30 protein-coding genes are annotated in these 22,705 nt (G+C 44.9%); 28 read left to right on the top strand and 2 right to left on the bottom strand.

Going from position 1 to position 22,705, the window contains the following annotated elements; translation table 11 throughout:
* Positions 1–101: 101 nt before the first annotated feature.
* The 4 genes from AC6I3O_RS17130 to AC6I3O_RS17115 all read left to right on the top strand — a co-directional run bounded on the left by AC6I3O_RS17130 (position 102) and on the right by AC6I3O_RS17115 (position 2,981).
* Positions 102–1,058 carry a hypothetical protein gene (locus tag AC6I3O_RS17130; RefSeq protein ID WP_497851955.1) on the top strand — a complete coding sequence of 319 codons (957 nt, stop codon included), beginning with the start codon at positions 102–104 and terminating at the stop codon, positions 1,056–1,058.
* Positions 1,051–1,185, top strand: coding sequence for a hypothetical protein (locus tag AC6I3O_RS17125; RefSeq protein ID WP_497851954.1), 135 nt, complete (start codon positions 1,051–1,053; stop codon positions 1,183–1,185). The genes AC6I3O_RS17130 and AC6I3O_RS17125 overlap by 8 nt, the downstream gene beginning before the upstream one ends.
* Before the next feature lie 73 nt (positions 1,186–1,258).
* Complete coding sequence (locus AC6I3O_RS17120; protein ID WP_497851953.1) at positions 1,259–1,873, top strand: hypothetical protein; 615 nt, start codon at positions 1,259–1,261, stop codon at positions 1,871–1,873.
* A 133-nt stretch (positions 1,874–2,006) separates the two neighbouring features.
* Complete coding sequence (locus AC6I3O_RS17115) at positions 2,007–2,981, top strand: nuclease/transposase family protein (RefSeq protein WP_497851952.1); 975 nt, start codon at positions 2,007–2,009, stop codon at positions 2,979–2,981.
* Positions 2,982–3,265: 284 nt separating this feature from the next.
* Here the strand turns inward: AC6I3O_RS17115 and AC6I3O_RS17110 are convergent, their stop codons facing one another.
* Positions 3,266–3,487 (bottom strand): helix-turn-helix domain-containing protein, encoded by a 222-nt coding sequence (locus AC6I3O_RS17110; RefSeq protein WP_497851951.1) that lies wholly within the window; start codon positions 3,485–3,487, stop codon positions 3,266–3,268.
* Between the two features lie 282 nt (positions 3,488–3,769).
* A complete protein-coding gene (locus AC6I3O_RS17105; RefSeq protein ID WP_497851950.1) occupies positions 3,770–4,006 on the bottom strand; it encodes a helix-turn-helix domain-containing protein in 237 nt (78 codons plus the stop codon).
* A 161-nt stretch (positions 4,007–4,167) separates the two neighbouring features.
* On the opposite strand from AC6I3O_RS17105, the gene AC6I3O_RS17100 reads away from it, so the two are divergent.
* The 24 genes from AC6I3O_RS17100 to uvrA all read left to right on the top strand — a co-directional run bounded on the left by AC6I3O_RS17100 (position 4,168) and on the right by uvrA (position 22,620).
* A complete protein-coding gene (locus AC6I3O_RS17100) occupies positions 4,168–4,569 on the top strand; it encodes a hypothetical protein (protein WP_497851949.1) in 402 nt (133 codons plus the stop codon).
* Between the two features lie 142 nt (positions 4,570–4,711).
* The gene (locus AC6I3O_RS17095; RefSeq protein WP_497851948.1) at positions 4,712–5,083 is read left to right on the top strand and encodes a zinc ribbon domain-containing protein; all 372 of its coding nucleotides are present in this window, start codon (positions 4,712–4,714) and stop codon (positions 5,081–5,083) included.
* Between the two features lie 2 nt (positions 5,084–5,085).
* Complete coding sequence (locus AC6I3O_RS17090) at positions 5,086–5,532, top strand: flavodoxin (RefSeq protein ID WP_497851947.1); 447 nt, start codon at positions 5,086–5,088, stop codon at positions 5,530–5,532.
* Positions 5,533–5,588: 56 nt separating this feature from the next.
* The gene (locus tag AC6I3O_RS17085; RefSeq protein ID WP_497851946.1) at positions 5,589–5,999 is read left to right on the top strand and encodes a peptide deformylase; all 411 of its coding nucleotides are present in this window, start codon (positions 5,589–5,591) and stop codon (positions 5,997–5,999) included.
* 187 nt (positions 6,000–6,186) lie between these two features.
* On the top strand, positions 6,187–6,858 hold the full coding sequence (locus AC6I3O_RS17080) for a DUF1998 domain-containing protein (protein WP_497851945.1): 672 nt from the start codon (positions 6,187–6,189) through the stop codon (positions 6,856–6,858).
* Between the two features lie 384 nt (positions 6,859–7,242).
* Positions 7,243–7,707: an RNase A-like domain-containing protein gene (locus AC6I3O_RS17075; protein ID WP_497851944.1), complete on the top strand. Its 465-nt coding sequence runs from the start codon at positions 7,243–7,245 to the stop codon at positions 7,705–7,707.
* A complete protein-coding gene (locus AC6I3O_RS17070; protein WP_497851943.1) occupies positions 7,700–7,969 on the top strand; it encodes a hypothetical protein in 270 nt (89 codons plus the stop codon). Before AC6I3O_RS17075 ends, AC6I3O_RS17070 begins: the two co-directional genes overlap by 8 nt.
* An 88-nt stretch (positions 7,970–8,057) precedes the next feature.
* On the top strand, positions 8,058–8,327 hold the full coding sequence (locus tag AC6I3O_RS17065) for a hypothetical protein (protein WP_497851942.1): 270 nt from the start codon (positions 8,058–8,060) through the stop codon (positions 8,325–8,327).
* An 89-nt stretch (positions 8,328–8,416) separates the two neighbouring features.
* Positions 8,417–8,719 carry an RNA polymerase sigma factor sigma-70 region 4 domain-containing protein gene (locus AC6I3O_RS17060; protein ID WP_497851941.1) on the top strand — a complete coding sequence of 101 codons (303 nt, stop codon included), beginning with the start codon at positions 8,417–8,419 and terminating at the stop codon, positions 8,717–8,719.
* A 4-nt stretch (positions 8,720–8,723) separates the two neighbouring features.
* The gene (locus AC6I3O_RS17055) at positions 8,724–9,314 is read left to right on the top strand and encodes a hypothetical protein (RefSeq protein ID WP_497851940.1); all 591 of its coding nucleotides are present in this window, start codon (positions 8,724–8,726) and stop codon (positions 9,312–9,314) included.
* A gap of 21 nt (positions 9,315–9,335) precedes the next feature.
* Positions 9,336–9,752, top strand: coding sequence for a hypothetical protein (locus AC6I3O_RS17050; protein ID WP_497851939.1), 417 nt, complete (start codon positions 9,336–9,338; stop codon positions 9,750–9,752).
* Positions 9,753–9,841: 89 nt separating this feature from the next.
* Complete coding sequence (locus tag AC6I3O_RS17045) at positions 9,842–10,666, top strand: Cas9 inhibitor AcrIIA9 family protein (protein WP_497851938.1); 825 nt, start codon at positions 9,842–9,844, stop codon at positions 10,664–10,666.
* The gene (locus AC6I3O_RS17040; RefSeq protein WP_497851937.1) at positions 10,653–11,186 is read left to right on the top strand and encodes a DUF7666 domain-containing protein; all 534 of its coding nucleotides are present in this window, start codon (positions 10,653–10,655) and stop codon (positions 11,184–11,186) included. Before AC6I3O_RS17045 ends, AC6I3O_RS17040 begins: the two co-directional genes overlap by 14 nt.
* 15 nt (positions 11,187–11,201) lie before the next feature.
* Positions 11,202–12,962, top strand: a complete 1,761-nt coding sequence (locus AC6I3O_RS17035) for a PcfJ domain-containing protein (protein WP_497851936.1) — start codon at positions 11,202–11,204, stop codon at positions 12,960–12,962.
* A 56-nt stretch (positions 12,963–13,018) separates the two neighbouring features.
* On the top strand, positions 13,019–13,297 hold the full coding sequence (locus AC6I3O_RS17030) for a hypothetical protein (RefSeq protein WP_497851935.1): 279 nt from the start codon (positions 13,019–13,021) through the stop codon (positions 13,295–13,297).
* Between the two features lie 86 nt (positions 13,298–13,383).
* Positions 13,384–13,698 carry a hypothetical protein gene (locus AC6I3O_RS17025; protein ID WP_497851934.1) on the top strand — a complete coding sequence of 105 codons (315 nt, stop codon included), beginning with the start codon at positions 13,384–13,386 and terminating at the stop codon, positions 13,696–13,698.
* An 18-nt stretch (positions 13,699–13,716) separates the two neighbouring features.
* Positions 13,717–14,133 (top strand): hypothetical protein, encoded by a 417-nt coding sequence (locus tag AC6I3O_RS17020; RefSeq protein ID WP_497851933.1) that lies wholly within the window; start codon positions 13,717–13,719, stop codon positions 14,131–14,133.
* A gap of 109 nt (positions 14,134–14,242) precedes the next feature.
* Entirely contained in the window at positions 14,243–14,455 is a 213-nt protein-coding gene (locus AC6I3O_RS17015) for a hypothetical protein (RefSeq protein ID WP_497851932.1), read from the top strand.
* Positions 14,407–14,784, top strand: a complete 378-nt coding sequence (locus AC6I3O_RS17010; RefSeq protein ID WP_497851931.1) for a hypothetical protein — start codon at positions 14,407–14,409, stop codon at positions 14,782–14,784. Before AC6I3O_RS17015 ends, AC6I3O_RS17010 begins: the two co-directional genes overlap by 49 nt.
* A 13-nt stretch (positions 14,785–14,797) precedes the next feature.
* Entirely contained in the window at positions 14,798–15,580 is a 783-nt protein-coding gene (locus tag AC6I3O_RS17005) for a sugar phosphate isomerase/epimerase family protein (RefSeq protein WP_497851930.1), read from the top strand.
* Between the two features lie 8 nt (positions 15,581–15,588).
* Positions 15,589–16,422 carry a tyrosine-type recombinase/integrase gene (locus AC6I3O_RS17000; RefSeq protein ID WP_497851929.1) on the top strand — a complete coding sequence of 278 codons (834 nt, stop codon included), beginning with the start codon at positions 15,589–15,591 and terminating at the stop codon, positions 16,420–16,422.
* A gap of 81 nt (positions 16,423–16,503) precedes the next feature.
* Positions 16,504–17,301, top strand: coding sequence for a PD-(D/E)XK nuclease family transposase (locus tag AC6I3O_RS16995; RefSeq protein WP_497851928.1), 798 nt, complete (start codon positions 16,504–16,506; stop codon positions 17,299–17,301).
* Positions 17,302–17,685: 384 nt separating this feature from the next.
* Positions 17,686–19,680, top strand: coding sequence for an excinuclease ABC subunit UvrB (uvrB, locus tag AC6I3O_RS16990; protein ID WP_497851927.1), 1,995 nt, complete (start codon positions 17,686–17,688; stop codon positions 19,678–19,680).
* 96 nt (positions 19,681–19,776) lie between these two features.
* A complete protein-coding gene (uvrA, locus tag AC6I3O_RS16985) occupies positions 19,777–22,620 on the top strand; it encodes an excinuclease ABC subunit UvrA (RefSeq protein WP_497851926.1) in 2,844 nt (947 codons plus the stop codon).
* Positions 22,621–22,705: the final 85 nt, after the last annotated feature.

The following is a 22,705-nucleotide window of genomic DNA, read 5'->3' as shown; positions in this document are numbered from 1 at the left end:
TTATACTTTCCTGTTGGGAATTTTCCATGTCTAACTTGTACTAATTATATTCTAACACCAAGCTGCATAATCTTCCCGATTTCCGGACGGCAATGGAGCGGATGCCGGAGATTGACGAAAGCTGGATGCGGCTGAATGAGGTTCTGAAGATTGACGAAAGCTTCCTGCATAAAAACCGGGAAGGGTTGATGCGTTTCCTATGTAACGGCGGTGCGGAGATCTTCCGGGCTTTTTTGTCCGGAGACTTAGAAGCGAAAAAAGAAAAAACCAGGCGACTCTGTGTTGCTGAGATTGCCGGGCGGTTCCGGGAAGTGAAATATTATAAAGATGATCTGGAACGGGAAATTGCGCTTCAGGTTCCGGAAGATGTACAGCAGCTTTGGATGAAGAATATGGAAATGAAGAAAAAGCAGATGAGGCTGTGGGAAGAAGACCGTTTGCTGCCGGTCATGCAGATCGGGGAAGTGATCGGGCATACCTGCCTCTCCTACCGGGATGGAGGGTATAAAAGATGCCTGCTGTCTTGTTTTGACGCCAACAAAAAAGTCCTGTATCTTTCTGCGGACGGCACGCTTACGTTCCGGGCAATCATCCGCCTGACAAAAGGGGCATTTTGCAGAATGCCGGGAAAACACCGGGGACTGCAGTTCGCGGACCTTACCAGAGAAGAAACGGAAGTGAAGACAGGGGACAGACGAAAAGAATATCTGACCTTGTTTCTGGAGCGCCCGTATTTTAAAGGGATTTCAGAGGATAAGGAGAAGGAAGCCATCTGTCTGGCCGTGGAGATGCTGAAAAAGAAGGCAAAACAGCTTAAGGCAGAACGGGTTTTGAGCGATTCCTATAAAAAATATGCGTTGGAAGGGAAAGAGTTTATCCGTGCAAAGTATTATATGTATATTTCCGCTTCCAAGAATGGGGAACAGTATCTGGACAGCCTGGGCGGTATGGCCGGTGCAAGTGAGGAAGGAAGCTATGAGGAAGGTTATTTTCTCCTTCCGGAATCCTTTGTAAACCCGGAAGCAGGGAAAGAGAAACAGGAGGATATCAATGGGTGAAGATATAATTTTATGCCAGAGGGAAATCCGGCGCCTGCGGTGTGTGGTAAGGACATATGAAGCACAGTTGCGGGAGATGGAAAGTTATCTGGGGGCAGATGGCAGAAAATCCGCTGTTTGGGGATGAAACAAGACAGGTTGCCAGGGAGATTTTCCGAACCTGGAAGCGGATACTGGAGGAATAAAGAAAGGAGCAGCTTATGCCGAAATTTATGGGGATTGATTTGCTGGACAGCTTAGAGAGAATCATGAAAAAGAATACGCTGAGCTATCAGGGGGATTTTTCGTATGACCGGAAGGAGCTTGAAGAAGTAGCAGCCAAAGCGGATGCGCTGCCTTTAAGGGAGCGGACGTATCTCTGGATGTCCCGCCGCTGCGGTACGTGGTGCCTGAAAGAGCGGCGGGTGTATTTGAAGGAAACTGCAGCGTATAACATCTGGACCTATTATGGTGATGGGAGAAGCGAGCGGATTTTAGCTTATGCCGTAGAAGTGACAGGTTTGGAAGATGGGAAGGTGATCGGAAACTTGTACCCTCTTGATTACCGGGAGCATGTGGAATACGTGAGAAAAGTTTCTGTGCCGGTAGAAAAGGTGAGGGTGGTTTATGAGAAAGGCGAGTATTACCAGGAGGTAGATGATCGGATTCGCAAGGAGGAGCATAAAATCTTTGGCAAATTTCTACACTCCGAGTATGTTCCAAGTGACAGCGCGGCATTGGAAACTGTCTTGTGGCAGGAAGAACAAAAAAGAAGAAATATGCGGTGTGGGAAGATTGAGAACCATATCCGGAATATCCGAAGAATGGCCGCATAGATAATGAGGTGGATTCTTTAAAGGATACAGCAGCCTGTAAAGGCTGTTGTGTCCGCTGTCAGAATGAATCCGGTTATTCTTGTGGATTCTTTTAAGAAGATGTGGTAAGATAAAAACAAGGAGAGATAGATGGATGAAAGTAGAAAATATACTTGCGAAAAATATTACTGCAGCCGGAGACCGGGCCAATTATGATGCGGCTTGTAAACGGCTGCTTGCAAATAAGATTATCCTTGCATGGATTATGAAAAGCTGCCTGGAGGAATTTCAGGATTTTACAGTAGATGAAATTGCTGACAAATATATAGAAGGCAGTCCGCAGATTGCCAGGATAGCAGTAAATCCGGATGAGGAGACCGATTCAAAAGGAGAACAGATTGAAGGCAGTAAAACGGAAGACAGCACGATGAAAGAAGGAACGGTTACCTATGATATCCGTTTTTATGCGTTGGTTCCACAGTCGAAAGAAACCATAAAATTGATTCTTAATGTAGAAGCACAAAACAATTTTTATCCGGGATACCCGATTATCAAGAGGGGGCTTTATTATTGCAGCCGTATGATTTCCTCCCAGTATGGGGTAGAATTTACGGATGGGCATTATGAGAAGATCCGTAAAGCCATAAGTATCTGGATTTGTGCAGACCCGCCGAAGTACCGTGAAAATACGATTACAAGATATACGGTCCGGGAAGAAAATATAGTGGGTAATATAGCGGAAAAAAGAGAGAATTATGATTTAATAACGGCTGTGATTGTATGCCTTGGAAATTCGGGAGACGATAAGTATACAGGGATTTTAAAACTTTTGGATGTTTTGCTTTCGGCAGAAAGGAAACCGGATGAGAAGAAGAGGATCCTGCAGGATGATTTCAATATTAAAATGACAAGGGAGTTAGAAAGTGAGGTGCTCTTAATGTGCAATTTGAGTAAAGGAATAGAAGAAAAAGGGATCAAAGAAGGGATTAAAGAAGGGATTAAAGAAGGAATCCTGTCGTCTATCAAAAACCTGATGGAAAGCATGGATTGGAGTGCAGAGCAGGCAATGACAGCGCTTAAAATCCCGGAATCTGAACAGGTTCAGTATGTCAATGGATTAAAGAAATAAACAGATATCGTTGAAGGAAAATTAGTCGCCAGGTGCGCATAATTGATAAAAAGTCCTATATTATGCACATCCCTAAAAAGGGATGCAGCCTGGAAAAGCAACACGAATGAAAAAAGCATGGCAGTCTGAAAGGGGTTCTTTCTGCACTTTGGGTAACTCATTATTCTCATTTTAATTTGTTAAACCAATTTGGCGGCTTATGGCAAATTTAGAGAATATTCGGTACCCAAAGCACAGAAAGAACCCTGAAAGGATTTCCATGCTTTTTCTGTGTTTAGGAACTGTTAATCAAGCCCTTTTCTCTCTGTCCTGCCTAACAGGTAATCCGTGGAGCAGCCATAATATTCAGCCAGTGCAATCAGGATATCAAGAGGAAGTTTTCTGGTTCCGTTTTCATAATGGGAATAGGCCCTCTGACTGACACCAAGGGCATCTGCCAGTTCTTTCTGTTTGATATCGGAATCTTCCCGTAACCCCTTAATACGCGTAATATCTACCGTAGCCATATTCTTCGTCCTCCTGTAAAGAATTATAGGCAGAACAGATTGGACTACATTGTTTTGGAACAATATAGACTAAAGAAGGAAGATTATTTTTAAAAACTACTGGAAGTTTTCTCCTTCTCTCCGTCATTCAGGCTTCGTACAGTTTCCCAGCAAATTTTTTTGCCAGAAAGAATAAGGGCCTTTTAGGTCATTGGCCGGGATTGGTGAAATAAAAAGCAATACGAAAAATCTGATTGGGGAAGGATGCAGGCATGGCAGCTGTAAAGGATTGCCATGCCTGTTTTATGCAGACGAAGGGGGTGCTTTGCTCTTTCCCTTTGTGCGTCCCAGCAGATAATCCGTGGAACATCCATAAAAATCTGCCAGTGCGACCAGGATATCAAGGGGAATTTTTCTGGTTCCATTTTCATAATGCGAGTATGACCGCTGGCTGAGATTCAGAATCTTCGCCAGCTCTTTTTGGCTCAAATCCTGGTCTTCTCTTAAATCTTTTATATGTCTTACATCAATTCCCAACATTTTATACCTCCATAAGTTTATTATATGCAGAACAAAATGGTCTATGATTTTCAATGTTCTCATGTGTAAGAAAATGATTGGAGGAATCAAGGCAATGAACAATAGGAAACGGCTCATGGAAGCAGCTCTGCTGATTTTAGCGGTGGCAGGTATGATATGCTATGGCACGAAAGGCTCCGAGGAATGGGAAGATAATCATAGGAATTCCGGATGCGGTAAGCAGTATGTCCAGTGATAACTGGCAGTATTTAAAAGTGGTGGCAAATAGTGACCGGATTGAGGATAAGGAAGCCTTTGCCCGCGAGGTAGTCCAGATGTGCCGGGAGAATTCGTTCCATACCATCCGGTTTTCTACAGATATCAATGGTTATCCAAGAGGGCTTACGATTACTGTATATTTAAACCGCAGGGGTGTGGAGAAAAATGAGCCGGTCTGTGAGATTGACTTCCGTACCGAAGAATACAGGGAAGACTGGGATATCAAAAATAATGTGGAGCATTTTCAGCTCTATCTGGATGGGAAGGAATTGATTTTTTATATTAATGAAGATTTAGGATTTTGATGTTCGGACGGAAAATGCTGTGATGTCGGAAATACGGGCAGAAAGTCAGACAGGAATGGAGTAATATAATGGGAAGCCAGTTGCATTTTGAAGAAGGGAATCCTATAATAGAAACTATAAATGGATAGGGAGAAGCACGCAGATGTTTTTTATCATGGGAATTACCCAGGGAAGAAAGGATTTTGACTATAATCAGATGATGGTCTGTGCGCATTGCGGTTCTTATGGAAGATACCAGGTGTACATGACTTACATGTGCTTGTCGCTGTTTTTCATTCCCTGTTTGAAATGGAGCAGACAGTACTATGTACAAAGTACATGCTGCAATACGGTTTATTCTCTTGCGCCGGAGATTGGGAAGCAGGTTGCAGGGGGAGAAAAGATAGAAATCCTGCCGGAACATCTGACACAGGTACAGGCAGGATACAAAAGCAGAGTCAAAAGATGCGTAAACTGTGGATATGAGACGCAGGAAGAGTTTGAATACTGCCCGAAATGTGGAAGGAGATTTTGATTATGGCTATATTAGTGATTTATTTTTCACAGACAGGAACAACCAAAGGGGCCGCTGAGAAGATTGCGGGGTTAAAGAAGGCGGACTTAGTGGAAATTAAGCCCCAAAGACCTTATGAGATGTCTTATGGGAAGACGGTATTGACCTCTATGAAAGAGATCTTTACAAAAGCGCGTCCAACGCTTGCAATGGAGATACCGGACGTACAAAAATATGACCGTATTCTGATTGGGTTCCCGGTCTGGTGCGGGGTCGCGCCAAATGTAGTTCTGACGCTGTTAGATGCCCTGGATTTAAACGGGAAACATGTGGCTGTATTTACCACAAGCGGCGCCACAAAACCGGTGAAACTTGCCGTAAAGCTAAAGAAGATGTATCCGGAGGCCAGATGGCATAAGCCGTTAAATGCAAATGGCATGACAGAGGAAGAAATCTGGAACTGGATGTAAGGCGCATAGGTTCCGGAAGATGCTTGAGCTAAAAAGCAAAGAGAGGGTAAGAAATCATGGTGAAACAGATTGTAAGAGATGTATTCTTTCTGGGGCAGAAATCAGAACCGGCAACAAAGGATGACCTACAGGTAGGAAGAGACCTGCAGGATACCTTACATGCCAACCGTGACCGCTGTGTCGGCATGGCGGCTAATATGATCGGCGTGAAGAAGAATATCATCATTGTAAATATGGGAGCCGTTGACATTGTAATGTTCAATCCGGTGCTGGTTCGGGGAGACGGGCTTTATGAAACAGAGGAAGGCTGCCTGTCCCTTGACGGGGTCCATAAAACAAGCCGTTACCAGGAGATAGAGGTAGAATATTTAGATTTCAACTGGAAAAAGCAGAAGATCAAGCTGAAAGACTGGCCGGCGCAGATTGCGCAGCACGAAATAGACCATCTTTCCGGGAGGGTGATATAGGTATCGTTCGATGATTAAGCCGTGGGGATTTGCGCCGGTTAAGGGGCAACCGGTTAAGTATGAAGATGAGGAAGAAGAAAAGACCTATGCAGAAGCTCCATATTACTCTTATGTTCCGAAAGATACGGAAATGCAGAATTATAAGCATACTTATATTCGTTTTGCAAATCTTCAGGACCATCATGTATTGACCGTAAATATGGGAAAGAAAAGAAATGGATTTAATATCTGCACTAAATGTGGCGGAGCAGAGATAGCTGAACCGCTTCAGACGGGTGATTTTCGCGTCTTCAAGCCTTATTATGACCGCTATCAATGTAGCCATGATAGAATTGAAACAAATATTTATCTTGGATACGAATTTTTGACTGATATGTTTATGCTAGATATTAGATATGATAATCAGAGGTTGGTATCAAATTATGACAATGAGGAAAAGAACATTCTCCGCTCTGCTGCAACGACCTTGCATGAGGCAATTAAAAAGGCAGTGTCTCTTTCATTGGATATTGATTATAATGAAATCAATGGCGGATGGAGAACACGTCTTGAGGAAAACGGTGAAGTACATATTGAGATGTTTTTTTACGACAATCTGACCAGCGGCGCCGGTTATTCTTCACTTATTGGGAAAGATGAAATACTGGATGATGTTCTTTCAAAAACAAGAGAAATCCTAACAGAATGCACCTGTTCAAGGTCATGCAGAAACTGTCTTGACAATTTCTATAATCAGAGAAATCACGATATCTTTGATAGGACGCTGGCGATACAGCTCCTTGAATATGCTCTGGATGGAAAATATCCGGAGGATTACTCAAAAGAAGAGTACAATATATTGATAAAATATCTTGACTAAAACCATATATTGTGTTAAATTATAATTGGATTAGATTTTTGTGCATGAGAGTTCATAAAATGCAGCAGTAAGCATGTATTTGTTCCAGAAAATGACTGGAAGTAAAATTTAAGGCTTTGCCTCATAAATGACAGAAAGACATCAAAGATTCAGGAATGGGTTTTTGGTGTCTTTTTTTGCGTTTTAGGATGATCTTGCAAATAAAAGGGAAGGAGGAGTGTGCTAATCCGAATATAGAACACCAGAAATAGAAAACGAATCGGCGGATAACAGAAAGCGTTACAGTCTGTACAGAAGAAGGGGGGAGCATCTCCTTCTTTTTCTATGTATTGGTATCCGTCGGGATATCAGTATCTGTATGTCCGTGAAAGGAAAGGAGTACATATGGTTGATTTATTTGCTGATGTTCCGGAGGAAATAACCCAGAATACCTTACAGACAATTCGGAGGAATCTTGACCAGGTGGGGTTGTATGGCGGCCATACGCTGCGGAAACATACGGATATCCAGATTCTGGCGTTAAAATCCAGGCTGACGAAGGAAGATATCCGCTATGCAACCTCCTATTGGGATGTGGAAGTGGCAAATGCAGTTGTAAGCGGGATCATGCGGAAGTGTTTTGATTCCAGTATTACCGCATGGCTGAAATACAGCGGCAGCGACTGGATTTCATTGGTTGGACAGTTTCAGGGAAGCATAGGCTATGGTTTCCGTAAAGGTGAGGAAAAGCTGGAAGAAAATTTAAGGAAAGCCTGTCTGGTGCTTATTAAGGATGCAGATGCAGACTGGGGGTTCCGGATTCTGACCAGTTATCCCATGTTTGAAAGACAGGAGAGACAGCGTGGTTAAGAAATTGAAACTGTTTGTTTTAATGGCGGGCAGGTATGACATTGCAAAGGGGGCCAAGATCCATTTCCGTCTGGATCAGGAAAAGAATCTGTATATTGCTTCCTGTGACCAGAAGGATTTTGGGATTGTAAAGTATTTAAAAGACGGAAACAAAAAAGAGCTGCAGATGTTAGGTACGGATTTTGACGGCGTGATACTGCGTACGGATTTCAACCAGTATCTGGCAGAAGTGACGGTAAAACGGGAAGGGAAAGCGGCATGACAAGGAAAAAGGTTTTTCTTTCACATGCGCTGCAGAAAGGTGAAGGATGTTTAAAAACAGGAGAGAAAGAAAAAGAAGCAGGAAGCTTTTGAAGTGGATTGACAGATACAGCGGATACTGGCAGTTAATTTGTACGCCGGGGAATGGACGTATGAACATGGTGGCAGCGAGGAATATCATTCATTGTCTGGCAAGGAACGGGCTGTACGAATATATCTTTGTATTTTTAACTGTCCACCGGGAGGAAGAATTTGTAAAGAACATGTTATCGTTCATCAGTCTGGATCTTTTGCTGGAGGAACTGAAATCGAAAAGCATGGATGAGATTGTCCGTATGCTTGACGAACATCTGCGGTAGGGAATCTCCGGAAACATTTTTAGATAAGGAGTTTTTCTATCGGCAGCCAGAAGACATGCCGGCACGGTCATCCGTAAAGGAGGTGTGCGATGTCGATTTGGAATGAGGACAGCGGCTATTACTGCTTACTGATCGCGATCCTCTGCGACGTGGATGTGACGGAGGCGAAGCTCATCTACAAGTATGGGCCGGGACATCCGGTCAGCAGGAGGATCTTTGGAAAAAAATTAAAGGTGGAAGGCGTGGAAGAGATGGAAAAGGAAGCAATGGGAAGTATGATGTACCGAATGCGGAAAGAGGGCTATACGCTGGAAGAGATTTCCAATGCGTTTGACTGCTATCCGTCTACGGTAAAAAGAAGGATTGAAAGGGCAAAGAGGAAGGAGGCATAGAAAAATGATGGTGCAGGCAAAGCCGCCTAAAGTATGGGAGCAGGAGTTTGCCAGACTGTCCTACGAATGGGAGAAGGTATATGCTTACGGAGATGCTGACAGTATGTGTACGGACGGAGCGATCCTGAATCGGATCCGGCAGGAGCTTATTGAGATGAAGGAAAAGCTGGATGCAATGGGAGGGGGCGGCGTCTCAGCCATCCCGCCGGAAGTACAGAAAGGCTTCATGGCATGTGCAGATGAAATCCGTATGCAGGCACAGTCTGCCGTACAGGAATACCTGGCGCTGGAGGATTACCGGTATATGCAGGCGGTTCTCCCAAAGCTGACACCAAAGCAAAAGCGGGATACCCACATACTGGAAGTTTCCGGGAAAGTGAGGGGCCTTGCGGATGCGCTTGCAGAAGATAATCTGGTAGTGCTGCGGGAATACAGAACTCCCGGCATGTTTTCGGAGATAATTGCGGAAACAGCAAAAAAGCTGCGGGGACTTTCTTTCAAGGCGCTACCAGATTCTGAAACAGAACAGGAAGAAATTCAGGGAAACTGGCAGGTGGAAGGGCAGATGAGTATTTATGACCTGGCAGTTGTATAGAAATCTGAAAGGAGAAAAAGAATGGTAGACCAGAGCATGATTGCGGCGATTTTTAATGATTTTATGTCCCTTTACTTAGGGAGAGAACAGATGGGGATTGAAGAGCTGTGCAAGAGATATGATTATCACCGGATGCTGATGGGGCTTCTCTCCAATATGGATGAAGCGGCAAAGATACCGGTTCCGGTGGTCATGAAAGAATGCTATGAGGTATATAAAAAATACCGGAATAGGGAGATGATGGAGCAGGACTACGAAGACCTGATGGAGGAAACCAGAAAGCTTTCCGATAAGTGGAAATCCAACAAATGGTGTAACCGCATCCTTGTAGAGCTGGTCGGACTTTTAGAAGAGGATGATAAGGAGCGCAGGCGGATTGCTGAGGAGGTAGAACGGGAAATGGAAGAGGAGATGCAGAGACAGGAAAATGCAGCATAACCGGTGGAGAGTCAAAAGGCTCTCCATTTTTGCAGCATGAAGTAGCAATGGGCAGATAGGAAATCTAAGAATGAAAAGGAGAAATAGCCGTGTATGAGAAATTGATAAACAATACGGAAGAATTAAATGCAATGGCAGTACACTTAAGGAATTCCCAAAATTTTTCGGAACTTAAGGTGTTAGCGGCCCAGTGGCTGGTCCCGAAGCAGGATGTGGAAGATTTTATCAAGGGGAAGAGATTTCAGCTTGCAGAGATTCCGCTGTCGGAAAAGGAGTATACTTCTGCGGTGGAAAAGCTTCGGGAAGAGATGTGGCATATGAAGGATCAGCTTTTTACGGATATTGTGGGACACCACCTGATGGAGAAGGCAGAGAAAGGCTTGTTGTTTGGAAGCCAGGTGTTGAAAAAGCAGAAGACTCTGCACAAATGCATGAACTATATCATGGAACAGGCTTATCAGATGGCAGAAAAGGAACATGATAACCGGTTTGGCGGGAAGAACAATCCCAACCGCCGGGCAGATCATGCGCATCAGTCTGTCGGCATGGGAATATCAGAAACGAAGGTTTATCAGTGGGCGGAGGAATATTATGCCCTGGATGACGAAGCGAAGGAGATAAAGGAGCAGAAAGCAGAACGGAAAAAGCGGCTGAATGCTCTTAAGAAAGAAGAACGAAAAAAGAATGCTGATTCATCTGGGAAGATGACTGTAAAAGGTGCATCAGAAGGGAAAGAAGAAAAGTCTGCGGAAAAAGGTGAAGAAAAGCAGAAGCAGGAAGAAGTGCCTGCAACAGAAAAACAGGAGAAAGGAGCGGAGAAACCAACAGAAAAGGCGGTCCAGATATCCTTATTTGATATGATGGCAGATCAGGACAAAGAGAAAAAGGGAGAGGAAGAGAATGAAAGCGTTTAAAGGGTTCCGTAAGGATCTGACCTGCCTTGGCTTTCAATTCAGGGAGAATGGCATAAACCGGACGGAAGAGGCAAACTGCGTACAGAATGGTTTCCATTGTGCGGAGAATCCGCTGGATTGCTTTCATTATTATCCTGACTGGCGCAACTCTGTTTATTATGAGGTGGATGCGGCCGGAGATTTGGATGAGGACGCGGTGGACAGCAAGATATCCTGTACGGAAATGCGGCTAGTCCGCCGTCTTTCACTGGAGCAGATGCTTTTTGAGGCGGCAGTTTACATGGTGGAACATCCGAAACGCCGGTGTAACGCTATGGTAAGCAGGGAAACAGGTACAGCCGGGAATGGCTTTGGGATCGTCCGTGGGAAAAATCCAAAGGCAGCCGGGGGAAAAGGCGAGTTCCTGCTGATCCTGAAGGAAGAACAGGACAGCCCGGAGATTGAAGAGATTGCGTTATTAAAGATTGATGGGAAACGCTATCACCCAGACAAGTATTATGATGCTTATGGGAAATGTTAAGGAGAAGAGGCAGGTATGAAGAAAAAAGAATTAATGACGATTGCTCCTCCAAAACTTACATCATATTTAATGAAGGCCGCAAAAAAAGACGAGCCGGTGAAAACGCAGCACTGGAAAGCGGATAAGAATTATAAATATGGCAGGTATTTACGGGTAAAAGAAGAGAAAGGATATTTGGTTATTTCTGTATTCTTGACCCAGTTTGTAAGGGCAGGAGCGAGGCATCCGTTTTATGTGGTGTACATTGACAAAAGCGCCAATGATTTTATTACGTTTGAGACAGATACCGGAAATTGGAGAAAGTCCATGCTGTATAATCTTGACTGGCCAAGATACACATACGGTTCGGGAACGTATATCAGCAGGAGAGATAAAAAACTGGTTTGCAGATATCTGGGAACGGAAACGGGAGAGTATGAAGAACTGGAACGCTATCAGACCAGGGTGCGGGAGCAGCAGCTGATTGCCCGCCACAGGAAGAAAACGGATGCATGGGATGAAGTCATGAAACAGGTACCGGGAATACCGAAAGACTGGAAACGGTGGCTCCGTAAAAACGTGGTTTCTGAGCATTATATCTTCTACAAATATAAGAAAGGCGGTGCAACGGAAGGGTATTGCACTCATTGCGGTAAGATGGTTCCTATTAAAGATCCAAAATATAATAAGAGCGGAATCTGCAGCAGATGCGGGCAGAAAATCCATTTTAAATCAGTAGATAAATCCAAATCCATCTGGACGAAAACAGAAGCTGCATATTTAATCCAGCGCTGCAGGAAAGGGATTATTTTAAGGCTGTTTGAAGTGGCAATGGTTCTTGGTAAAGGGGATTTCCAAAATCCGGAAATTTGGATTTATGAAACAAAGCGTATATTTTACGATGACCAATTTTGTGAGGAGCCCTATTATTATGGTGATTATAAAAACAGGGGTGCACGTTGGATTGCAGGTGAGAGCGATTGCAGGAGAGTTGGTTTTTACTATTATTATTCCTATTCACCGATATATGGAAAAGTATATCCAAGGACATTGCCTGCTCTGGAGAAGAAAGAGTTAAAGAGGACTGGACTTAGGCAGTGGATTCAAGGAAATACAATCTTAAACCCAAGGGAATATATCAATTCATGGAGAAAGCTCCCGGTATTGGAACAGATCATAAAGGCAGGGCTTCTAAAGCTTGCCGGTGAACTGGTGGAGCATCCGGAAGAATTCGTTTGGAAAGATTCAACCGGAGAACTGGCAAAACGGCTGCGGATTGACAATGCAAAACTGAAACGGCTGCGGAAAATGGATGGGGGGATTCACGTTTTATACTGGCTGCAGCAGGAGAAAAAAGAGGACATCTGCTTACCGGATGAATTGATCGGCTGGTTTATTAAAAAAGGCATATTGCCAAAAGACCTTGCGTTTATTCATGACAGGATGAGCTATGTGCAGATAAAAAACTATCTTGTGCGCCAGAAAGGGAAGCGTGGGGACAGTATCCGTCAGGTTCTGATTACCTGGAAGGATTACCTTTCTATGGCAAAGCGGATCAAAATGAATGTATATGATGCGATAGTGTACCGGGCAAACAAGCTGTATCAGAGGCATAGTGAACTGGTGGAGTATATCCAGAAAAATCAGTTATCGGTAACAGAGGGAGAACTGGAAGAAGAGTATCCGTATATCAACGGCATCCTTCCACGGCTGCAGGAAAAATATGAATACTCGAACAAGACCTATACGATCCTTGCGAGCGGATTAATAACCAGGAGAGCTTTATCCTGTTCTTAAGGAAGACGAAACAGCCGGATCAGCCTTACTATACGTTGGAGGTGGAGCCGGGAGGCGTGATACGCCAGAAACGTACAGAGTACGACCGGCAGAAAAAGGATATTGACAAAGCCTCAGCATTTTTACGGAAGTGGCAGAAAGTAGTCCAGAAAAGGCTCACCGGGGATGATTTTGCGTTGGCAGAAAAGAGCCGGGAGATTCGGATAGAATCCTATGCAGAAATGCGGAAAAAGAAAGTGAAGATCAACGGCGGCCTTTTTGCCGGCCAGTATCTTGCGGATGTTCTGGAAGCGGATCTGATGGAACTGCCGGATACGGGAAAAGAAGCGGCATAGAAGGGAAGACAGTGGAAGGCAGGATTCCTCATGTCGGGCTATCCTGGCATGGGGATAAAGGAAAGAAAGGTTAGGGAATAAATGATATGGTTGAGATGGCAGGGAAGGAGTATCTGCTGAAATTAAGAAAAGAGCGGACTCCTATGAGAGAAGAAATAGTAAGGCTGCTTGCAGAGAATGGGACGCTTTCTTTTCAGGAGATTTATCTTGAGATGGAGGGGCAGTATCACAAGTATTGCCCGTTTCCATATGAGAGAGACCGGATTCTGGAAGGCGTGGTAAAAAATGAGCTTGCAGTTCTGGTGGGTCGAAAAGAACTGGAAGAGATTACGACAGAGACAGGCGCGGGCTATTGCCTTGCCGGAAACGGCAGAAGGCAGAAAGAGACCCACGCCGCATAGAGAAAGAGGGAATTTCATATGAGTAAAAACAGGCTGTTTGAGATGAAGGAGACCTGCAATTTTCTTGACGTGTTCGAGCATTGTTCAGAAGCGCCGGACTCTTTAAGCTCAGGGGAATATCCGGATACCCAGATTGGGCATATCCGTGCATACTGGAATCAGGATGGGTGGAATGGGAGTTATTTTCCTTGCAGAGGTAATCTCTGGACGAAAGCATTTAACTGGGAATCACAGGATATTTTCCGCTGCCTGGTGACACAGTTTGATAATCTGGAACGCTTAAGAAAATTCTGTAAGGAACATCCAGAGTCTTATGTGAGTGAACATGAATACGATTTCTTTATGAATGGGTGTGCGGCGGATTATTGGATCAGGTTCATAACAAGGGAAAATGATTACAATCTGTATCTGAAAGGATTTGCAAAAGACCGGTAGGATATAGGAGGTTTTGAAAAGACAGTGAAGCGTGAAAAGGAGAGGCGGAAAGATAGGTTTCCCCTTTCTTTTTCTTAAAAATGGAAAACGAAGAAAAGAGGAAGACAATATGAAGAATAAAAAGGAATTTTTTGATTACGTAATGAAGAATGTGAAGATGTATCTGCCGCCGTCTTTTGAAGATGCACAGGTATTTATTGAGGTGAAAGAAAAGGAGAATGGGAGAAAGGTTCCGGTTCTTTTGGTTATGCGGCAGGAAGAGACCTCCCTTCCATGCTTCGTTACGACGGAGTTTCCCGTGAGGACGGCAGGAAGATTCTGACAGAGAAGAACGCGACTCCAATGGAGATGAACCTGTTTGAGTCCATGTATGGATTCATGCAGTTTTCTAAGAATCCTGATTTCGACGGCTTAAGAAAGATCATGAAGTACAGCCCGCATATGCATGGGAAATTCATCGATATCCTGGAGGACGGCACAGAGGCGACCATCCCGTACGATAAGATCCTGAAGGTATTGGATGAGGAGAATTATGACGGTTACATTGTATCTGAGTTTGAAGGACAGGTGAAACCAGGACACAGCTCCTTCGATTATGTAAGAAGGCATATCGCGCTTGAGAGGAAGATCCTCGCGGAACTGAATCAATAACAGGAGGGAAATTATGAAGTACAGTTTGATGTCCCTGATGGTGGACACAGAATTAAAATTAATGAAGCCTAATTTCATTCATATGTCCATCCTGAAGGATATGGGCTATGAGGGGAACGATCCTACCATAGATGAAGTATTCGAGTTCCTGAATGCTCACGGCGTGCCGATGAAGAACGGAACCATGACCTTTGAAGATCTGGTAAAGCTTGCCAAAGACTGCGGATACGACGGACTGGACCTGATGAGCTTCCATTTCGAGCTTCCGGGAGCAGAAGCGAAGGAGATTTTGGATAAATATGGAATCGTATTATCCGCCGTCAATCTGATCATACCTTTTGCCAACGCATCCACAGAGGAAAAATACCAGGTGATGCTGTCAAGGGCCAAGGCGACCATCGACCAGACCAGTGAAGCAGGCTGCCGCAATATGCTCCTGATGCCTACCGTTTATGCCCTGGATGAGGGGATTACCATGGAGCAGTCTTTCCATTACCTTACCAGAGGATTGAAGGAGTGCGTGGCATACGGCAAGTCCAGGGGAGTGGTGATCAATACGGAGACACTGGAGACAGCAGGAGTATCCTACTGTACCTGCGGAGAGATGAAGCGTATCTTTGATGAGGTAGAAGACTTGAAATTGACTGGAATGTGCAGTCGGTATTCAAGAGAATTGACCGGAATAAATATGCTTACCGTGTCGTCCTTTTTTTTGGGGACGGCACAAAGCGGGTCAGGCTATGCTCCGGGTTTTCTACGAAAAAAGAGGCAGAAGAAGCCAGGAAGATTACCATAGGCAAACTGGTGAATGGGACGTATATTGTAAATGACAGAGTGAAGGTGAAAGATTTCTTGGAATACTGGCTTGAATATGACATCCGCAAAAGAGTGCAGAGCAGCAATACATATGTTACCTACTCCAATATTGCAAAGAAGCATATCATCCCCTTTCTGGGGAGCAAGAAGCTGACGGAGATAAATAGAGGCGATATTTACAGGCTTTATCAAGACCGGGCAGGATATTCCAAATATATTGCGAGGCTGGTCAAGACGGTCATGAACGTCTCTTTTCAGTATGCGTTAAAGCGAAAACTGCTTTCTGCCAATCCGGCAGAAGGGATAGATTTGCCCAAATCAATGGGAACGAAGCCATATCATACAAGGAATATTGATACGGCAAAAACCTTGAATATGGGGCAGATTTTGAAACTTCTGGAGGCAAGCAAAGAGACCCCGATCCATATGCAGATACTTTTTAATGTACTTATGGGGCTTAGGAGACAGGAAATCAATGCGGTAAAATATTCAGATGTGGATTTCATGAACCGCACATTATCCGTGGAACGGCAGCTTGGAAAGAAATTGAACCGTGAGCCGGACGGAGTGGAGGAAAAGCCTACATCGAAAAGTGAACTGCCTCTCAAAACTTCATCCAGCCGGAGACACGCTAAAGAGATTATCACAATGGATGTGTACGGTGATAATGCCAATATTATCCCGGAAGAAATCCCGGAACTGCTGTCATATATGGAGGAGGTCATGCCGAAGGAATCCGATGATGGCGGTACGGGGAATGTATCGTTGGATACGTTGGCTGATATAGAAGGGCTTTTGTCGGAGAGAAGACAGGAGACTTAAATTTGTCAAAAGAGTCGGTGAAAGGTGTTGTGTGTATTAAGATTAGAGGATATAATAAGTATAGATAAAGGCGGTGGGCAAGTGGCAGTGGAAGAGATACGGCAGGATATAAGGATAGTAGAGCAGATTGTTGATGATATGGATTTATTTGATGATGACTTGATGTCTATGGTCTTTGACGGCAACCATCCGGCAACAGGGCTTCTGTTGAAAATCATCTTAAAACGAGACGATATTACCGTAATAAGCGTTGTGGGACAGAGGGAGTTCCAAAATCCGGTTGTAGGCGGACGTGATATCCGTTTAGATATTTTAGCCAAAGACAGTACGGGAAAATACTACAATATCGAAGTGCAGAAAAGACCGGAAGGCGCACATGTGCGCCGGGCCAGATTTAACAGCAGCATGATGGATTCCCGGATGCTGAAGGCGGGACAGGAATTTTCGGAACTTCGGGATTCGTATATGGTGTTTATTACGCAGACAGATATATTCGGTTATGGGATACCAATCTATACGGTAAACCGTAGATTTGAAGAAATTGACGTCCCGTTTCAGGATGGTTCCCATATTGTATATGTTAATGGCAGCTATAAGGGAGACGACGCAGTCGGCAGACTTATGCATGATTTCGGATGTAAAGAATCGAAAGATATGTATTATCCCGAACTGGCAAAAGGTTTGAAGCATTTCAAAGAAGAAGGAGGACGGAAGATTATGTGTGAAGCGGTTGAAAAATATGGAGATAAGCGGGTATTGGATAAACAGATTGAAATGATAAAAAATTTGATGGAATCTATGAAATGGACTGCGGAACAGGCAATGTCGGCTATGCAGATATCGGATAAAGATAAGAATATTTTGATGAAAAGATTATAGGCCGGATGCAGAAGGATCGGAAAATGACAGGGCGATACTCCAAAAAAGGCTGTGTGAGGAAAATAAAATAGTATGGTTGCGAAGACGAAAAGGAGGGTTCTGGAAAAGCAGAATGCTCCTTATTTCTTCTGATAAAGATTTATATCGGATACGAACTAATGTTTGTTTTTTCTGTAGACAAGAGAGATGGGATGTGATATAATACAATTCGATTTATTTCCGAATCAGTTCATTTGGTTTTACGGTTTCCGTCTAGTACGGAAAATCAATTTGAGTAACCAAAATTCGTCGAGAGGTCATTTTTGGAGAAAACAGAGTATGTGCCCCGACGAATTTCTGCCTAATAGGCGAACTTTTTTACTATAGATTTTGGAGGTGGTTTTTGTGCAAGACGCACAAAGTATCTTTAAATTACACAGCGATTACAAACCGACAGGAGACCAGCCGCAGGCGATTGAATCCTTGGTGAAAGGCTTTAAAGAAGGCAACCAATGCCAGACTTTACTAGGGGTTACGGGTTCCGGTAAGACATTTACCATGGCGAACGTGATACAGCAGTTGGAGAAGCCGACTTTGGTAATAGCGCACAATAAGACTCTTGCTGCACAATTATACGGCGAGTTCAAGGAGTTCTTCCCCGAAAACGCAGTGGAGTATTTTGTGTCCTACTACGATTACTACCAGCCGGAAGCCTACGTTCCTTCCTCCGACACCTACATCGCTAAGGACTCATCCATCAACGATGAGATAGACAAGCTCCGCCATTCCGCCACCGCCGCATTATCCGAGCGGCGTGACGTGATCATCGTAGCCAGCGTATCCTGCATCTACGGCCTTGGTTCCCCGATCGATTACCAGAATATGGTAATCTCCCTGCGTCCGGGAATGACGAAAGACCGAGACGAGGTAATCCGGAAACTCATCGAGATACAGTACGATCGCAACGAGATGGATTTTAAGCGAGGAACTTTTCGTGTCCGGGGAGATGTATTGGAGATCATCCCCGCACTCTATGAGAGCCTTGGATACCGGATTGAATTTTTTGGAGACGAAGTAGACCGTATCACAGAGATTGATATCCTGACTGGGGAGATTAAGAATGAATTGAACCATGTTGCAATTTTCCCGGCGTCCCACTATGTAGTGTCGAAGGAGAGTTTGGACAGGGCGATTCAGGAGATCGAGGCCGAATTAGAGGTACAGGTCAAATATTTTAAGAGCGAGGGAAAGCTATTAGAGGCACAGAGGATTGCCGAACGGACGAATTTTGACATAGAGATGATGCGGGAGACAGGATTCTGTTCCGGAATTGAGAATTACTCGCGGCATCTGACCGGACTTGAGGCAGGTCAGCCTCCTCATACCCTGATTGACTATTTTCCGGATGATTTTATCATGATGATTGACGAATCCCATAAGACTGTGCCGCAGATCGGAGGAATGTACCACGGCGACCAGTCAAGGAAATCAACGCTGGTAGAATATGGATTCCGGCTTCCTTCCGCAAAAGACAACCGACCCTTGAACTTTGAAGAATTTGAAGGTAAGATAGACCAGGTGATGTTTGTCTCAGCCACTCCGGGACCATATGAGGAACAGCATGAACTGCTGCGGGCGGAGCAGGTAATCCGGCCCACCGGACTTTTGGACCCGGAGGTTGAGGTACGTCCTGTGGAAGGCCAGATTGATGATTTGGTAGGTGAAGTGAATAAAGAGATCAGTAAAAAGAATAAAGTATTGATTACGACGCTGACAAAGCGAATGGCAGAAGATCTTACGGATTATATGCGGGAGGTGGGGATACGTGTCCGCTATCTCCACTCAGATATTGATACGTTAGAGCGTACGGAGATTGTCAGGGATATGCGTCTGGATGTCTTCGATGTGTTAGTGGGGATTAACCTGTTAAGGGAAGGCTTAGACATACCTGAAATCACCCTTGTAGCAATCTTGGATGCGGACAAGGAAGGATTCCTGCGTTCAGAGACATCCCTGATTCAGACAATCGGGCGTGCGGCGCGTAATGCAGACGGGCATGTAATTATGTATGCAGATACAATCACGGATTCTATGCGCATTGCGATTGAAGAAACGCAGAGAAGGCGCAAGGTTCAGATGCAGTATAATGAGGAGCATGGGATTACTCCCCAGACAATCAAGAAGAGTGTACGTGACTTGATTGCCGTATCGAAGAAGGTTGCGGCAGAAGAGCTTAGGATGGAAAAGGAACCGGAATCTATGAGCCGTAAAGAATTAGAAAAACTGATTCAGGATCTTACGAAACAGATGAAGAAAGCGGCGGCGGAGCTGAACTTTGAGGCGGCGGCAGAGCTGAGGGATAAACTGGTGGAATTGAAGACAGTATTTAATGAACTATAGTTGCGGCAGCTTGCAGAAAGTAGTTTTCAAACACGCTCTAAGATACATGATTTATACGGAAAATGATATATTTATGCATGATAGGAAGGATAAAAAATGGCAAAGAAAAGGGAGAGCAAACAATTTATCAGAATCAGAGGCGCCAATGAGCACAATTTGAAAAATATCGATCTGGATATTCCGCGGGATGAACTGGTCGTCCTGACCGGACTCAGCGGTTCGGGGAAATCCTCTCTGGCTTTTGATACCATTTACGCAGAGGGGCAGAGAAGATACATGGAGTCATTGTCTTCTTATGCCAGACAGTTTTTGGGACAGATGGAGAAGCCGGATGTTGAGAGTATTGAAGGTTTGTCCCCGGCAATCTCAATCGACCAGAAATCGACGAACCGTAATCCCAGATCTACGGTAGGCACGGTGACGGAGATCTATGACTATTTTCGTTTGCTTTATGCCCGGATCGGAATTCCACACTGTCCTAAGTGTGGAAAAGAGATCAAGAAGCAGACGGTAGATCAGATGGTGGATCAGATTATGGAACTGCCGGAAAGGACGAAAATTCAGTTGTTGGCTCCGGTTGTACGGGGCAGAAAGGGAACCCATGCCAAGCTGTTTGAGCGGGCTAAGAAGAACGGATATGTGCGTGTCCGGGTGGACGGCAATCTTTATGAACTATCAGAGGAGATTGCCTTGGACAAGAATATCAAGCATAATATTGACATTATTGTGGATCGTCTGATGATTAAGGAAGGAATCGAGAAGAGACTAACAGACTCTATTGAGACAGTCCTGGGGTTGGCAGAGGGATTGCTGACTGTGGACGTGATTGATGGAGAGACTTTTAACTTTAGCCAGAGCTTTTCCTGCCCGGACTGCGGGATCAGTATTGAAGAGATTGAACCGCGAAGTTTTTCTTTTAATAATCCGTTTGGAGCATGCCCGGAATGTTTTGGGCTGGGGTATAAGATGGAGTTTGACGAAGATCTGATTATTCCAGATAAGAACCTGAGTATTATGGAGGGCGCAATTACGGTGATGGGATGGCAGTCTTGCAACGATAAGAAGAGCTTTTCCTATGCAATCCTGGATGCTTTGTGCAGAGAGTATCATTTTTCGCTGGATACGCCTTTTAAGGATTACCCAAAAAAGATTCATGATGTGCTGATCCACGGCACGGACGGAAAGGAAGTCAGAGTCTATTACCGGGGACAGCGGGGGGAAGGCGTATATGACGTTGCGTTTGAGGGACTGCTGCGGAATGTGGAACGGCGGTACAAGGAGACCTCTTCGGAATATTCTAAGGCGGAATATGAAGAGTTCATGCGTATAACCCCTTGTCATGAGTGTAAAGGTCAGAGATTAAAGCCGGGGGCTCTTGCCGTTACGGTAGGAGACAGGAATATTGCGGAGCTGACTGGGCTTTCCATTGAGCGTTTACAGGAATTTCTGGATCAGCTTGAGCTGAATAAACAACAAATGCTGATAGGAGGTCAGATTTTAAAGGAAATTCGAGCGCGGATTCAATTTTTGATGGACGTGGGGCTTGACTATCTGACTCTTGCGCGGGCAACAGGAAGCTTGTCAGGAGGAGAGGCACAGCGGATACGGCTTGCGACGCAGATTGGTTCCGGGCTGGTGGGGGTAGCCTATATCCTAGACGAGCCGAGTATCGGACTTCATCAGAGGGATAACGATAAACTTCTGGGGACCTTGAAGCATTTGAGGGATTTGGGCAATTCGGTCATTGTGGTGGAACATGATGAGGATACGATGCTGGAAGCAGACTATATCGTGGATATCGGGCCGGGAGCCGGGGAACATGGCGGTAAAGTCGTGGCACAGGGAAACGCAAAAGAAATCATGCGGAATAAGGCTTCTGTTACCGGCGCATATTTGAGCGGTAAGATTCGTATCCCAGTGCCGCAGGAGCGGTCCAAGCCGTCTGCGTGGTTAAAAGTGGTTGGGGCGCGGGAGAATAATCTAAAGAATATTGATGTTGAGTTCCCCCTTGGGGTCATGACCTGCGTGACAGGTGTATCTGGTTCAGGTAAGAGTTCTCTTGTGAATGAGATTCTTTATAAGCGGCTTGCAAGGGAACTGAACCGTGCGCGGACGATTCCGGGTAAGCATGAAGCAATTGAGGGAATCGACAGGTTAGATAAGGTAATTAATATCGATCAGTCGCCTATCGGACGGACTCCAAGATCGAATCCCGCTACTTATACGGGTGTGTTCGACCTGATCCGGGATTTATTTGCGTCTACGGCGGATGCGAAGGCGCGAGGCTATAAAAAAGGAAGATTCAGTTTCAATGTGAAAGGCGGCCGGTGCGAGGCTTGCAGCGGTGACGGAATCCTGAAGATTGAGATGCATTTCCTCCCAGATGTATATGTGCCGTGCGAAGTCTGTGGCGGTAAGAGGTATAACCGTGAGACATTGGAGGTAAAATATAAGGGAAAAAGCATCTATGACGTTTTGGATATGACTGTGGAGGAGGCGCTGCATTTCTTTGAAAATGTGCCCAGCATCCGTCGAAAGATGGAGACGCTGTATGATGTGGGGCTTTCTTATATCCGTCTGGGACAGCCCTCTACGACGCTGTCGGGAGGAGAGGCGCAGAGAATTAAGCTTGCTACAGAGCTGAGCAAGCGAAGCACAGGCAAGACTATTTATATTCTGGACGAGCCGACAACGGGGCTGCATTTTGCAGACGTCCACAAGCTGACGGAGATTCTGCGCCGCCTGTCGTCAGATGGGAATACGGTAATTGTGATTGAGCATAACCTGGACGTGATAAAGACAGCAGACTATATCATAGATATCGGACCAGAAGGCGGCGATAAGGGCGGAACCGTGATTGCGAAGGGAACCCCGGAGGAAGTGAGTCAGAACCCGGTTTCTTATACTGGAAAGTATATTGCAGCGGCGCTTCAAAGATAGCCTGGGGCTGAATCTGTCGAACGATGGGTGGAATATGACAATCCCATAAGATTCACAAAGATTTAAGGAAAAAGGGGGTTTCCAT

It is taken from the genome of Sporofaciens sp. St.21A7, assembly GCF_059728535.1.
Note: the sequence above shows the minus strand (reverse complement) of the source record. Positions and strands in the feature narration are given on the sequence as shown.

Coding starts and splice junctions, on each gene's coding strand:
- AC6I3O_RS17110 (WP_497851951.1), bottom strand. CDS start 3,487: ATGGCTACGGTAGATATTACGCGTATTAAGGGGTTACGGGAAGATTCC.
- AC6I3O_RS17085 (WP_497851946.1), top strand. CDS start 5,589: ATGGTGAAACAGATTGTAAGAGATGTATTCTTTCTGGGGCAGAAATCA.
- AC6I3O_RS17105 (WP_497851950.1), bottom strand. CDS start 4,006: ATGTTGGGAATTGATGTAAGACATATAAAAGATTTAAGAGAAGACCAG.
- AC6I3O_RS17125 (WP_497851954.1), top strand. CDS start 1,051: ATGGGTGAAGATATAATTTTATGCCAGAGGGAAATCCGGCGCCTGCGG.
- AC6I3O_RS17040 (WP_497851937.1), top strand. CDS start 10,653: ATGAAAGCGTTTAAAGGGTTCCGTAAGGATCTGACCTGCCTTGGCTTT.
- AC6I3O_RS17060 (WP_497851941.1), top strand. CDS start 8,417: ATGTCGATTTGGAATGAGGACAGCGGCTATTACTGCTTACTGATCGCG.
- uvrA (WP_497851926.1), top strand. CDS start 19,777: ATGGCAAAGAAAAGGGAGAGCAAACAATTTATCAGAATCAGAGGCGCC.
- AC6I3O_RS17130 (WP_497851955.1), top strand. CDS start 102: ATGCCGGAGATTGACGAAAGCTGGATGCGGCTGAATGAGGTTCTGAAG.
- AC6I3O_RS17120 (WP_497851953.1), top strand. CDS start 1,259: ATGCCGAAATTTATGGGGATTGATTTGCTGGACAGCTTAGAGAGAATC.
- AC6I3O_RS17020 (WP_497851933.1), top strand. CDS start 13,717: ATGAGTAAAAACAGGCTGTTTGAGATGAAGGAGACCTGCAATTTTCTT.
- AC6I3O_RS17115 (WP_497851952.1), top strand. CDS start 2,007: ATGAAAGTAGAAAATATACTTGCGAAAAATATTACTGCAGCCGGAGAC.
- AC6I3O_RS17010 (WP_497851931.1), top strand. CDS start 14,407: ATGCTTCGTTACGACGGAGTTTCCCGTGAGGACGGCAGGAAGATTCTG.
- AC6I3O_RS17035 (WP_497851936.1), top strand. CDS start 11,202: ATGAAGAAAAAAGAATTAATGACGATTGCTCCTCCAAAACTTACATCA.
- AC6I3O_RS17100 (WP_497851949.1), top strand. CDS start 4,168: ATGGCACGAAAGGCTCCGAGGAATGGGAAGATAATCATAGGAATTCCG.
- AC6I3O_RS17015 (WP_497851932.1), top strand. CDS start 14,243: ATGAAGAATAAAAAGGAATTTTTTGATTACGTAATGAAGAATGTGAAG.
- AC6I3O_RS17050 (WP_497851939.1), top strand. CDS start 9,336: ATGGTAGACCAGAGCATGATTGCGGCGATTTTTAATGATTTTATGTCC.
- AC6I3O_RS17055 (WP_497851940.1), top strand. CDS start 8,724: ATGATGGTGCAGGCAAAGCCGCCTAAAGTATGGGAGCAGGAGTTTGCC.
- AC6I3O_RS17090 (WP_497851947.1), top strand. CDS start 5,086: ATGGCTATATTAGTGATTTATTTTTCACAGACAGGAACAACCAAAGGG.
- AC6I3O_RS17075 (WP_497851944.1), top strand. CDS start 7,243: ATGGTTGATTTATTTGCTGATGTTCCGGAGGAAATAACCCAGAATACC.
- AC6I3O_RS17025 (WP_497851934.1), top strand. CDS start 13,384: ATGGTTGAGATGGCAGGGAAGGAGTATCTGCTGAAATTAAGAAAAGAG.
- AC6I3O_RS17095 (WP_497851948.1), top strand. CDS start 4,712: ATGTTTTTTATCATGGGAATTACCCAGGGAAGAAAGGATTTTGACTAT.
- AC6I3O_RS17005 (WP_497851930.1), top strand. CDS start 14,798: ATGAAGTACAGTTTGATGTCCCTGATGGTGGACACAGAATTAAAATTA.